The organism is Streptomyces sp. NPDC043870, assembly GCF_056435785.1.
Genome location: NZ_JBWKDT010000054.1, coordinates 22169 through 36533, shown reverse-complemented (window position 1 = coordinate 36533; position 14365 = coordinate 22169). Strand labels below are relative to the sequence as shown.

Annotated in this window: 2 protein-coding genes; both read left to right on the top strand. The window is 72.4% G+C overall.

Annotated elements, in window-relative coordinates; all coding sequences use genetic code 11:
- Positions 1–9003, top strand: a 9003-nt coding sequence (locus tag AC0699_RS35545) for an SDR family NAD(P)-dependent oxidoreductase (RefSeq protein ID WP_478669001.1), incomplete at its 5' end; no start/stop codon positions are given.
- 155 nt (positions 9004–9158) lie between these two features.
- Complete coding sequence (locus AC0699_RS35540; RefSeq protein WP_478668997.1) at positions 9159–14186, top strand: type I polyketide synthase; 5028 nt, start codon at positions 9159–9161, stop codon at positions 14184–14186.
- Positions 14187–14365: the final 179 nt, after the last annotated feature.

Genomic DNA, 14365 nt, shown 5'->3' with positions numbered 1-14365 from the left:
GGCTCGATCAAGTCGAACATCGGCCACACCCAGGCCGCCGCCGGTGTCGCCGGCGTGATCAAGATGGTGCTGGCCATGCAGCACGGCGTGCTGCCGGAGAGCCTCCACATCGACGAGCCTTCCCCGCAGGTGGACTGGGAGGCGGGCGACATCGAGTTGCTGACCGCGTCGAGGGAGTGGCCGGAGACCGGGCGTCCGCGCCGGGCCGGTATCTCCTCGTTCGGCTTCAGCGGCACCAACGCGCACACGATCATCGAGCAGGTCCCGGAGGCGGAGGCAGCCGGCGACGAGGTCGAGCCTGCCGGTCCGAGCCTCCAGGCCCTGCCGCTGATGATCTCGGCGAAGAGCGACGCGGGCCTCCGGGCCCAGGCCGACAGCCTGCGGGCGCGGCTGCTCGCGCAGCCGGAGCTTCCGCTGCCCGAGGTCGGCAGGACCCTGGCGACCGTCCGCTCGACGTTCGACGAGCGTGCGGCGGTGGTCGCCACGGATCGTGATGGTCTGCTGGCTGGCCTCGGGGCGCTGGCGGACGGGGACACGGCGGCGGGAGTGGTGACGGGCTCGCCGGTCGGCGGGAAGGTCGCCTTCCTGTTCACCGGGCAGGGCAGTCAGCGCCTCGGCATGGGGCGTGAACTGTACGACGCCTACCCGGTGTTCGCCGACGCGCTGGATGAGGTGTGTGCCTGGTTCGATCTCGTTGTGCCGCTGCGTGAGGTGCTGTTCGGGTCCGATGACGCGGTTCTGGACCGGACGGAGTACACGCAGCCGGCGCTGTTCGCGGTCGAGGTGGCGCTGTTCCGGCTGGTCGAGTCGTGGGGTCTGAAGCCGGACTTCCTGTCCGGTCACTCCATCGGTGAGATCGCCGCCGCGCACGTCGCGGGCGTCTTCTCGCTGGCGGACGCGTGTGCCCTGGTGGCGGCCCGTGGTCGGCTGATGCAGGCGCTGCCGGCCGGCGGGGTGATGATCGCGGTGCAGGCTTCGGAGGACGAGGTCCTGCCGCTGCTGACCGACCGCGTGGGCATCGCGGCGGTGAACGGCCCGGAGTCGGTGGTCGTGGCCGGTGACAAGGACGCGGCGGTCGCGATCGCGGCCGAGTTCGAGGCGCAGGGCCGCAAGATCAAGCGCCTGACGGTCAGTCACGCCTTCCACTCGCCGCACATGGACGGCATGCTGGAGGAGTTCCGCCAGGTGGTGACGGGGCTGTCGTTCGCCGCGCCGCGCATTCCGGTTGTGTCGAACCTGACCGGGGCCCTGGTCACCGAGGGCGAGATGTCCTCGGCGGAGTTCTGGGTCCGGCACGTCCGGGAGGCCGTCCGCTTCCTGGATGGCGTCCGTGCCCTGGAGGCCGCCGGCGTGGCCACGTACGTCGAACTCGGCCCGGACGGTGTGCTGTCCGCCCTCGGCCAGTCGTGTCTGAGCGAAGACGGGGCGGCGGCGTTCGTGCCGCTCGTCCGGAAGGGCCGTCCGGAGCCGGAAACGGTGATGGGCGCCCTGGCCCGGAGCCATGTCCGTGGCATCTCCGTCGACTGGCAGGCGGTCTACGGACCCGGAGCCGTGCGCGTCGACCTGCCGACCTACGCCTTCCAACGCCGGCGGTACTGGCCTGAGGCAGTTCTCGCGCGCCGCAGCGAGCCGGGCACTCGGTCCGAGGCGGACGGCTGGCGTTACCGGGTGTCGTGGAAGCCTCTGACCGATGGTGCGGCCGGCGTGCGGCTGTCGGGGTCCTGGCTGGTCGTTGTGCCTGCCGAGGGCGTGGATGACACGGCCTTGGTGGATGCGCTGACCGGCCGTGGGGCTGAGGTCCGGCGGGTTGTTGTCGAGGGGGGCTTGGATCGGGCTGCTCTCGCCGGGCTGCTGTCCGACGTCGACTCCGCCGCCGGTGTGGTGTCGCTGCTGGCGCTGGATGAGGCCCACGGGGTGTTGTCCACGGTCGGCCTGGTGCAGGCGTTGGGCGATGCCGGGGTGGAGGCGCCGCTGTGGTGCCTGACCCGTGGTGCTGTGAGTGTGGGGCGTTCGGACCGTCTGGTTTCGGCGGTGCAGGCGCAGGTGTGGGGTCTGGGTCGGGTGGCCGCGCTGGAGGTTCCTGAGCGTTGGGGCGGTCTGGTGGACCTGCCTGAGGTGTGGGACGAGCGGGCGATGGCCCGTCTGGTCGGTGTACTGGCCGGTGGTAGCGGTGAGGACCAGGTCGCGGTGCGGTCCTCCGGAGCCTTCGGTCGGCGGCTGGTCCGTGCCGTTGGCGCGCAAGGTGACCACTCGTGGGCGCCGTCCGGCACGGTTCTCGTGACCGGTGGTACGGGTGCTCTGGGGGGCAGGGTCGCGCGGTGGCTGGCCGCTGCGGGTGCGGGGCGTCTGGTGCTGACCAGTCGGCGGGGGGCGGAGGCGCCGGGCGCGGCTGAGCTCGCGGCCGAGCTGTCGGAGCTGGGCGTGGAGGTCTCGGTGGTGGCGTGTGACGCCGCCGACCGTGATGCCCTCCGCGAGCTGCTCGCCGCCGAGGCGGCGACCCTCACGGCGGTCGTCCACACCGCCGGCATCCTCGACGACGGCGTCCTGGACGCCCTGACGCCCGACCGGTTCGAGAGTGTGCTGCGGGCCAAGGCGGTCTCCGCGCTGAACCTGCACGAGCTGACCGTAGAGCTGGGCATCGAGCTCTCCGCCTTCGTGCTGTTCTCGTCCGTCACGGGCACGTGGGGCACGGCCGGTCAGGGCAACTACGCGGCCGCGAACGCCTACTTGGACGCTCTCGCCGAGCAGCGGCGCGCTGCCGGCCTGGCCGCGACCTCGATCGCGTGGGGTCCGTGGGCCGAGGGAGGCATGGCGACCGACGGCGCGCTGGACGCCCGGATGCGCAAGGGCGGCGTACCGCCGATGGCCGCCGAATCGGCCATCGACGCCCTGCACCGCGCCCTCGACGCCAACGACACCGTGGTCACCGTCGTGCACGTGGACTGGGACCGGTTCGCCCCCGGCTTCACCGCAGTGCGCCCCAGCCGGCTCCTCGCCGAACTCCCCGAGGCCCGCCGCGCCTTCGCCGCACGCGGCGACGACGAGGGCGGCCGGACGGATCGGACGGCCGACGGCCGTCACTCCCTCGTGCAGCGGCTGGCGGGCCTGTCCGCCACCGAGCGGGACCGGTTCCTGCTCGACCTCGTACGCAAGGAGGTCGCCGCGGTCCTCGGTCACGCCGGCGCGGAAAGCGTCGGTGCGGGACGGGCGTTCAAGGAGCTCGGCTTCGACTCGCTGACGGCGGTCGAGCTGCGCAACCGACTCGGTGCCGCCACCGAGTCGCGGCTGCCGGCCACACTGATCTACGACTACCCCACCTCCGCCGACCTGGCCGACTACCTGCGCGGTGAACTGCTCGGCAGCGAAGCGGCGGTGACCGCCATCGTCCCGACGGCCAAGGCCGTTGACGACGACCCGGTCGCGATCGTCGCCATGAGCTGCCGCTTCCCCGGCGGGGTGCGCACCCCCGAGGATCTGTGGCAGTTGCTCGCGGCCGGCGGCGACGGCATCGGCGAGTTCCCGGCCGACCGCGGCTGGGACGCCGAGGAACTGTTCGGGCCGCGGTCCGAACAGGAAGCCTCGTACGCCCGAGAAGGTGGATTCCTTTACGACGTAGCGCAGTTCGACCCCGGCTTCTTCGGCATCTCGCCGCGCGAGGCCCTGGCCATGGACCCGCAGCAGCGGCTGCTGCTGGAGACCTCCTGGGAAGCCTTCGAGCGGGCCGGAATCGACCCCTCGTCGATGCGCGGCAGCCAGGCCGGTGTGTTCGTGGGCACCAATGGTCAGGACTACCTGTCGCTGGTGCTGAACTCCGCCGACGGCGGCGACGGCTTCATGAGCACCGGAAACTCCGCGAGTGTCGTCTCCGGCCGGCTGTCGTACGTGTTCGGGCTCGAAGGCCCGGCCGTCACTGTCGACACCGCGTGCTCGGCGTCGCTCGTGGCGCTGCACCTGGCGGTGCAGGCGCTCCGCAACGGCGAGTGCTCGATCGCTCTGGCCGGTGGTGTGACCGTGATGTCGACACCGGGTGCGTTCGTGGAGTTCGCCCGGCAGGGCGGGCTCGCGGCGGACGGCCGCTGCAAGGCGTTCGCGGCGGGTGCGGACGGTACTGGGTGGGGTGAGGGTGTCGGCATGCTGTTGGTTGAGCGGTTGTCGGATGCTCGGCGTAATGGTCACCCGGTGTTGGCTGTGGTGCGGGGTTCGGCGGTCAATCAGGATGGTGCGAGTAATGGTCTGACGGCGCCGAACGGGCCTTCGCAGCAGCGGGTGATTCGTGCCGCGTTGGCGAGTGCCGGGCTGTCGGCCACGGAGGTGGATGCGGTCGAGGCCCATGGCACGGGTACGCGGCTGGGTGATCCGATCGAGGCGCAGGCGCTGCTGGCGACGTACGGTCAGGAGCGGCCTGACGGTCGGCCGTTGTTGCTGGGTTCGGTCAAGTCGAACATCGGGCACACGCAGGCGGCGGCCGGTGTGGCCGGCGTGATCAAGATGGTCATGGCGATGCGGCATGGGGTGCTTCCGCAGACCCTGCATGTGGATGAGCCCACGCCGCACGTCGACTGGACCGCCGGCGACATCGAGCTGCTGACCGCGCAGCGGGCATGGCCCGAGACGCATCGTCCGCGACGCGCCGCGGTGTCCTCGTTCGGCGTGAGCGGCACCAACGCACACACCATCCTGGAGCAGGCACCGGAGGTCCCCGAGACGGAGAACGCCGAGACCCCCGGCACCTGGCCGTGGATCCTGTCGGGCAGGACGCAGGCCGCCCTGCGCGAGCAGGCCGTCCGGTTCCTCGCCCACCTCGACGAACACGGCGAGCTGCGCCCGGTGGACGTCGGTCACTCGCTCGCGGCGGGCCGAGCGGTGTTCGACCACCGCGCCGTGATCACCGCGGGAACGCGGGAGGGGTACCGCGAGGCGCTGACCGCGCTGGCGGCGGGCGACTCCGTCGCCGAGCTCACCCGGGGTGTGGCCGGCACGGAGCAGCAGGTGGCCTTCCTGTTCACGGGGCAGGGCAGTCAGCGGCTCGGGATGGGGCGTGAGCTGTACGACGCCTACCCGGTGTTCGCCGACGCGCTGGACGAGGTGTGCGCCCGCATGGATGCGCACCTGGAACTGCCCCTGAGGGAGGTGCTGTTCGGGTCGGACGATGCGGTCCTGGACCGGACGGAGTACACGCAGCCGGCGCTGTTCGCGGTCGAGGTGGCGCTGTTCCGGCTGGTGGAGGGCTGGGGCATCCGTCCGGACTTCCTGTCCGGGCACTCCATCGGTGAGATCGCCGCCGCGCATGTCGCGGGTGTGTTCTCGCTGGAGGACGCGTGTGCGCTGGTGGTGGCTCGTGGCCGGCTGATGCAGGCGCTGCCGACGGGTGGCGTGATGATCGCGGTGCAGGCTTCGGAGGACGAGGTCCTGCCGCTGCTGACCGATCGCGTGAGCATTGCGGCGATCAACGGTCCGCAGTCGGTCGTCATCGCCGGTGACGATGATGCGGCGGCGGCGATCGCCGAGTCCTTCGAATCGCAGGGCCGCAAGACCAAACGGCTCACCGTCAGCCACGCCTTCCACTCCCCGCACATGGACGGGATGCTGGCCGACTTCCGCCAGGTCGTGGAGCAACTGTCCTTCGCCGCTCCGCGGATTCCGATCGTCTCCAACCTCACCGGCGCCCTTGTGTCCGAGGGCGAGATGGGCTCGGCCGAGTTCTGGGTGCGGCACGTCCGTGAGGCGGTCCGGTTCCTCGACGGTGTCCGCGCCTTGGAGGCCGCGGGTGTGACGGCGTACGTCGAGCTCGGCCCTGATGGTGTGCTGTCCGCGCTCGCGCAGGACTGTGTGACGGGGGACGCCGGCTTCGTGCCCGTGCTCCGCAAGGGCCGGCCCGAGGCCGAGACCGCGGTCACCGCGCTCGCCCAGGCCCACGTCCACGGCGTCACCGTCGACTGGGCGGCCTTCTACGCCGGCACCGGCGCCCGCCGCGTCGACCTGCCCACCTACCCCTTCCAGCGCGAGCGCTACTGGGTCGATGCCTTCGCCCCGCTGGAGGACGCTGCCTCGCTCGGCGTCGAAGCGGCCGGGCACCCCCTGCTCGGTGCGGCGGTCGAGCTACCGGACTCGGGTGGGTTCCTGTTCACCGGTCGGCTGTCCCGCCGTACGCATCCATGGCTGGCGGACCACGTCGTGGCCGACTCCGTGGTCGTGCCCGGATCGGTCTTCGTCGAACTCGCGCTGCGGGCCGGGGGCGAGGTCTGTTGCGGCCGGCTGGAGGAGCTGGTCAGCGAGGTGCCGCTCGTGCTCCCGGAGGACGGGGCCGTACAGCTCCGGCTCACTGTGGGCGGGGCGGACGACACCGGCCGACGCTCCGTGCAGGTCCACAGCCGCCCGGAGGCGGTCGAGGGCGGCGGCGAAGGGGCCTGGGACCGTCACGCCACCGGATTCCTCACCGAGGAGAGCGAAGCCGGCGACATTGCGGACAGCGGGGCTTGGCCGCCCGCCGACGTCGTGGAAGGCTCCGTCGAGGAGGTCCGCGACCGGCTCATGGCCGCCGGGCTCTATCACGGTCCGGCGCTGCGGACCCTGACCCAGGTCTGGGTTCGGGGCGAGGAAGTCTTCGCGGAGGCCCGTCTGACCGATGAACTGCGAGCCGCCGCAGGCGGGTTCGCGCTCCACCCGGCCCTGCTCGACATCGCCGTTCAGGCTGCGGCTGCGTCGGCGACGGGAGCCACCGGCCGGGAAGCGCTCTCCTGGCGCGGGGTACGGCTGCACGCGGTCGCGGCGGACGCGGTGCGCCTGCGGATCACCCCCGGCGGTCCGGACACCGTTGCCGTCGAGCTGGCCGACGAGCAGGGCGCGCCCGTCGCGTCCGTCGAGGCCCTGGTGACCCGGGAGCTTGACGTCGAGCGGTTCGCGGTGGCCCCGGTCGGGGTGCACGACTCGCTGTTCCGGCTCGACTGGGTCCGTACCACGGCCCTGGCTCGACCGGCCGCCGCCACGCTCGCGGTGATCGGGGAGGGCCGCGAGATCCTCGCCGCCGCCCTGGGCCGCGCGGGAGCGTCCGGCGTCGCCACGTACGGCGATCTCGCCGCGCTGGACGAGGCCGTCAGCTCCGGTCGGCAGACGATGCCCGACACTGTGGTCGTGCCTTTCCTGGCGGACTCCGGCCGACGGGACGTCGATACCACCGCGCAGGCCGTGCCCGAGGTGCGTGAGGCGACGCACCGGGCCCTCGCGACCGTGCAGGGCTGGCTGGGCAACGGGCGTTTCGCCGGCGCTCGGCTCGCCGTCGTCACCCGTGGCGCGGTGGCCGCCCACACGGATGCCGAGGCCGGCGACCTCGCCCACACCCCGGTGTGGGGACTGGTCCGGGCCGCGCAGACGGAACACCCGGACCGGTTCGTCCTCGTCGACCTCGACGACGCCGACCACGCCACCGATACCGTCGCCCGGGTCCTGCCCGCCGCCCTCGCGTCCGACGAGCCCGAACTGGCGGTACGTGGCGGCGCGTTGTACGTGCCCCGGCTCGCCCGGGTGCGCGTCCCGGCGGCCACGGCCGACGAGGACACGGAAGGCCGCCGTATCGACACGCGCGGTACGGTCCTGGTCACCGGGGCCGGCGGCGGTCTCGCCGGGCTCCTCACCCGGCACCTGGTCGCCGAGCACGGTGTGCGGCACCTGCTGCTCACCGGCCGCCGGGGTGCCGATACCGAAGGCTCCGCCGAACTCATCGAGCAACTCACCGCGTTGGGCGCCGAGAACGTCACCTGGGCGGCGTGCGATGTCGCCGACCGGGACGCGCTGGCCGCGCTGCTGGCGTCCGTACCGGCCGAGCGCCCGCTGGCCGCGGTCGTGCACACCGCGGCCGTCCTGGACGACGGCGTCGTGGACCTGCTCACGCCCGAGCGCGTGGACCGGGTCCTGCGCCCCAAGGTCGAAGGGGCGCTCCACCTGCACGAGTTGACCCGCCACCTCGACCTCTCGGCGTTCGTCCTGTTCTCCGCCGCCGCCGGTACCCTCGGTGGCGCCGGCCAGGCCAACTACGCCGCGGCGAACGTTTTCCTCGACGCCCTCGCCCGGCACCGGCGGGCCCGCGGGCTCACCGCGCTGTCCCTGGTGTGGGGCATGTGGGCCGAGGAGCGCGGCATGGCGGGCCGGCTCACCGAGGCCGAGCGGGAACGTGCCGCACGCGGCGGGGTCGTACCGCTCTCGGCCGAGGACGGCCTGGCGCTCTTCGACGCCGCGCTCGCGGCGGAGGACGAGCCGGTGCTGCTGCCGGTCGCGATCGACCTTCCGACCCTGCGGGCCCGGGCGGCGGACGGTGGGATCCTGCCCATGTTCCGCGGCCTCGTGCGGACTCCGGTCCGGCAGCGGCGGCGGACGGCGGCCGCGGCGCCCGGTACGGGGTCGCACACCGCGAACGGAACGGCCGCGACGGCCGGGGCGGCCGGGTCAGACGGGGCCGGGGAGCAGACGACGGCCCAGCGGCTGGCCGGACTCCCCGCCGCCGAGCGGGAGCGGACCGTACTGGACCTGGTGCGCGGCCAGGTGGCCGGTGTGCTCGGGTACAGGTCGGCCGAACTCGTCGGCGAGGAGCAGGCGTTCAAGGATCTGGGGTTCGACTCGCTGACCGCTGTCGAGCTGCGCAACCGGCTCGGCGCGGCCGCCGGGCTCCGGCTGCCCGCCACCTTGATCTACGACTACCCGAACCCGACCGAACTCGCCCGGCAGCTGCTGAGCGAGCTGGCCCCCGAGGGCACGAGTGGGCGCACCCTCTCGGTGCTGGAGGAACTGGACCGCCTGGAATCCACCTTCTCCTCGCTGGACCCGACGGAGCTGGCGGCCGCGGCCGGCGACGACGCGGCCCACGCGCGGATCGCGGTGCGTCTCCAGGCCCTGCTGGCCCAGTGGAACGACGCCCGTAGGCCGGACGGAGGGAGTGCGGTCGGCGAGATCGAGGACGCGAGCGACGACGAGCTCTTCGCCCTCATCGACAAGAAGTTCGGCCAGGGCTGAACCCCAGCCACCCCCAGGCCGTACCGCCGGAACCCCTGTTCCGGCGGTACGGCCACCGGCTTGCCGAATTTCCTCAATACCCTCGGGTTCCCCCGACCTCCTTGAACTTTTCAAGCCCATCCACGGTCTCGATCACGCGAATAGGTGAAGCGCCAGTGGCGAACGAAGCAAAGCTCCGCGAATACCTCAAGAAGGTGACGACGGATCTCGATGAGGCGTACGGACGTCTGCGGGACATCGAGAGCCAGGCCCACGAGCCCATCGCCATTACGGCCATGAGTTGCCGATTCCCCGGCGGCGTGCGCTCTCCCGAAGAACTCTGGGACCTGCTGGCCGCCGGTGGCGACGCCCTCACCGAATTCCCCACCGACCGTGGCTGGGACCTGGACCACCTGTTCTCGGACGATCCCGACGACCAGGGCACCTCGACCACCCGCGAGGGCGGCTTCCTCAGCGAGGCCTCCGCGTTCGATGCCCAGCTCTTCGGGATCTCCCCGCGCGAGGCCATGGCGATGGACCCGCAGCAGCGGCTGCTGCTGGAGACCTCCTGGGAGTCGTTCGAGCGGGCCGGCATCGACCCGACCGGCTTGCGCGGCAGCCGCACCGGCGTGTTCGTGGGCATGAACGGCTCCGACTACCTCACTCCGCTGCTGGAAGCGGCCGAGGACTACGCGGGCCACCTCGGCACCGGCAACGCCTCCAGCGTGCTCTCCGGCCGGCTCTCCTACACCTTCGGCCTGGAGGGCCCGGCCGTCACCGTCGACACCGCCTGCTCGGCCTCGCTGGTCGCCCTCCACCTGGCGGTGCAGGCGCTGCGGGCCGGCGAGTGCTCGCTGGCCGTCGCGGGCGGCGTACACATCATGTCCACCCCTGGGCTGTTCGTGGAGTTCAGCAAGCAGCGCGGACTCTCCACGGACGGTCGGTGCAAGGCGTTCGCGGCGGGCGCCGACGGCTTCGGCCCGGCGGAAGGCGTGGGCGTGCTGCTGCTGGAGCGGCTCTCCGACGCGCGCAAGAACGGGCGTCCCGTGCTGGCCGTCGTTCGGGGCTCGGCGATCAACCAGGACGGTGCCTCCAACGGCCTCACCGCCCCCAACGGCCCCTCGCAGCAACGGGTCATCCGGCAGGCCCTGGCCAACGCCCGACTCTCCACCGACCAGGTCGACGTGGTGGAGGCGCACGGCACGGGCACCTCGCTGGGTGACCCGATCGAGGCGCAGGCCCTGCTGGCCACGTACGGCCAGGGCCGGCCGGCGGACCGGCCGCTGCTCCTGGGGTCGGTCAAGTCCAACATCGGGCACACGCAGGCGGCGGCCGGTGTCGCGGGCGTGATCAAGATGGTGCTGGCCATGCGGCACGGCGTGCTGCCGCAGAGCCTCCACATCGACGAGCCTTCGCCCCACGTGGACTGGGAGTCCGGCGCGGTCGCGCTGCTCAGGGAGCAGACGACCTGGCCGAAGACGACGCATCCGCGTCGTGCGGGTGTGTCGTCTTTCGGGTTCAGTGGGACGAACGCGCACGTGATCGTGGAGCAGGCACCGGAGTCTGAGGCTGAGGTTGAGGCCGCCGAGGACGCGGAGGCTGATGGGCGCTCGGGCATGCCGGTGGTGCCGTGGGTGCTGTCCGGCAAGAGCGCCGCGGCGCTGCGGGCGCAGGCCGAGCGGCTTGGCGGTTGGCTGGCTGGCGTGCCGGATGTGGATCCGGTGGATGTGGGGTGGTCGCTGGCGTCGACGCGTGCGGGGCTGGAGCATCGGGCGGTGGTGCTGGGTGATCAGGCCGCGGGTGTGGGCGCGGTGGCCGCGGGTGGCCTGGCTGCCGGTGTGGTGACGGGGTCCGTGGTCGGCGGTAAGACCGCGTTCGTGTTCCCGGGACAGGGGTCGCAATGGGTGGGCATGGCGGAAGCGCTGTTGGACGCTTCACCCGTGTTTGCAGCCCAGGTGGATGAGTGTGCGAAGGCGCTGGAGCCCTTCACCGACTGGTCGTTGGTGGACGTGCTCCGCGCCGCTGACGGCGCGCCCACCCTCGACCGGGTGGATGTGGTCCAGCCGGCTTTGTTCTCGGTGATGGTGTCGTTGGCGGAGGTGTGGCGGGCGGCGGGTGTGCGTCCGGGTGCGGTGATCGGTCACTCGCAGGGTGAGATCGCGGCCGCGTGTGTGGCGGGGATTCTGTCGCTGGAGGACGCGGCCCGGGTGGTGGCGTTGCGGAGCCAGGCCATCGGCCGGGTGCTGGCGGGGTTGGGTGGCATGGTGTCGGTGCCGTTGCCGGCTGCTGAGGTTCGGGTGCGGATCGCGCCGTGGGGTGAGGAGCGGATCTCCGTCGCGGCGGCCAACGGGCCGTCCTCCGTGGTCGTTTCCGGTGAGGTTCAGGCGTTGGATGAGTTCCTGGCCGCCTGTGAGACCGATGGCGTGCGGGCGAAGAGGATCGCGGTGGACTACGCCTCGCACTCCGCGCAGGTCGACCTCCTGCGTGAGGAGTTGGCTGAGTTGCTGGCGCCGATCGCCCCGCGGGCGGCCGGGGTGCCGTTCTTGTCCACCGTGACCGGTGAGTGGGTCAAGGGGCCTGAGCTGGATGCGGGTTACTGGTTCCGTAATCTGCGGCAGACGGTGGAGCTGGAGGAGGCGACCCGGACGCTGTTGGAGCAGGGCTTCGGTGTGTTCGTGGAGTCCAGCCCGCACCCGGTGCTGACCGTCGGTATGCAGGAGACCATCGAGGACGCCGGCCGTGAGGCCGCCGTCCTGGGATCCCTGCGCCGCAACGAAGGCGGGCTGGAGCGTTTCTGGCTCTCCCTCGGCGAGGCATACGTACGCGGTGTGGCCGTGGACTGGGACGCCGTCTTCGCCGGGACAGGTGCCCGCCGTGTGGACCTGCCCACCTACGCCTTCCAGTCCCAGCGGTTGTGGCCGGAGGCGGCCCCGGTCGAGCCGGAGGCGCTCCCCGCCGAAAGCGCGCTCGACGCCCGCTTCTGGGACGCCGTCGAACGCGAGGACGTGACGGCGCTGGCCGAGGCCCTGGCCTTCGACACCCCCGACGCGATCCAGTCGCTGGGCACTGTCCTGCCCGGCCTGTCCTCCTGGCGGCGGCAGAGCCGCGAGCAGTCCACCGTCGACGGCTGGCGCTACCGCGTCACGTGGAAGGCGCAGGCCGATGGTCCGGCGAAGCCGCGGTTGTCGGGTGCCTGGCTGGTCGTCGTGCCCGAGGCCCTGGCCGGTCCGGCCGGTGACACGGCCGCCGCCGTGCTGCGTACGCTGGCCGACCGCGGAGCGGACGTCCGCACGGTGACCGTGCCGGCCGACGCCGCCGACCGGGACGCGCTCACCACCACCCTGAAGGCCACCACCGGCGACGGCACCGACTTCGCCGGTGTGCTCTCCCTCCTCGCCATCGGTGACAGCGGTACCGAAGGCCCCGGGCGGCTGCGCGAGTACGCCGGACTGCTGTCGACCGTCGCGCTGGTCCAGGCCCTCGGTGACGTCGACGTGGCCGCGCCCCTGTGGTGCGTCACCCGCGACGCGGTCGCCGCCGGGCGGTCCGACCGGGTCGAGGACCCGGCGCAGGCGCTGATCTGGGGTCTCGGCCGCGTCGCCTCCATGGAGCAGGGGGAGCGCTGGGGCGGCCTGATCGACCTGCCCGCGCAGGCCGACGACCGGAGCCTGGACCGGCTGGTGGGTGTCCTGGCCGGGGACGCCGCCGAGGACCAGGTCGCCGTCCGTTCCACCGGGCTGTTCGTACGTCGGCTCGTCCGGGCCCGTCTGGCCGAGACCCCGGCGGTACGCGAATGGCGGCCGAGCGGTACGACGCTGGTCACCGGCGGTACGGGCGCGCTCGGCGCCCACGTGGCCCGTTGGCTTGCCTCGAACGGTGCCGAGCACCTGATCCTGACCAGTCGGCGCGGTCCCGACGCGCCCGGCGCCGCCGAGCTTCGCGCGGAACTCGTCGCGCTCGGCGCCCAGGTGACGATCGCAGCCTGCGATGTCGGCGACCGCGACGCCCTCGCCGCACTCCTCGCCGCTGTCCCCGCCGAGCAGCCGCTCACCGCCGTCGTGCACACGGCGGCCGTCCTCGACGACGGGGTCATCGAGGCGCTCACCCCCGAGCAGGTCGAACGGGTCCTGCGGGTCAAGGTCGACGCGACCCGGCACCTGCACGAGCTGACCCGAGACCTCGACCTGTCCGCGTTCGTCCTCTTCTCCTCCTCAGCCGCCACCTTCGGTGGCCCCGGCCACGGCAACTACGCCCCCGGCAACGCCTTCCTCGACGCCTTCGCCGAGTACCGGCGCGCCGCCGGCCTGCCCGCCACCTCCCTCGCCTGGGGCCCCTGGGGCGACGGCGGCATGGCCGAAGGCGCCGTCGGTGACCGGATGCGCCGCCACGGCATCCTCGCGATGGCCCCCGAGCGGACCCTGGCCGCGCTGCGGCACGCCCTGGACCGGGACGAGACCACCCTGACCGTGGTCGACATGGACTGGAAGCGGTTCACCCTCGCCTTCACCGCCGACCGGGCCCGGCCGCTGCTGCTGGAACTCCCGGAGGCCCGACGGGTCATCGAGAGCGCGGAGCGGGAGTCCGCCGAGGACCTGGCCGGGGGAGTGCCGCTGACGCAGCAGCTCGCCGGGGTGCCCGAGGCCGAGCAGGAACGCCTGCTGCTGGACGTGGTCCGTACGGCCGTCGCCGCCGTCCTCGGCCACGCCGACCTCACTGCCGTCGAGGCCGGGCGGGCGTTCAAGGAGCTGGGCTTCGACTCCCTCACCTCCGTCGAGCTGCGCAACCGCCTCGGCGCGGTGAGCGGACTGAAGCTGCCGGCCAGCCTGGTCTTCGACCACCCCACCCCCGCCGCGGTCGCCGCCTACCTGCGGGCCGGGATCGTGCCGGACGCGGTGGCGGTCGGGGCCCCGCTGCTGGAAGAACTCGACCGGCTGGAGGCCGTACTGGAGCAAGGCACCGGCGACAACGTCGTACGGGCCCGGGTGACCATGCGGCTGCAGTCGCTGCTGGCGAAGTGGAACGCCGGCGAGGACCCGGCCGGGAGCGCCGCCGACACGGGTGGCGGATACGGATCCGCGGCCGGCGTCGGGCTCGGCGGCGCGGCAGGTGACGCGCACTCCGTCCTCGACGAGGTGGAACAGCTCCAGGACGCGAGCGACGAGGAGCTGTTCGCCTTTATCAACAAGGGCCTCGGGCGTTATTGACGGCCTGCCGATTATTGGGTGAAGATGGCCAACCCTCCGAGTAATTCCCCCGGATCCAGTGCCCCCTACGTATTCCCCCTACCCGGGGATAGGTAGGGGGCATTAGGGGTTGTAGGGCACGTTGAGCGGGAAATAGCCTGCGGTCGAGCAGTCGCTTCGCCGACGAGTGAAGCGCTCGC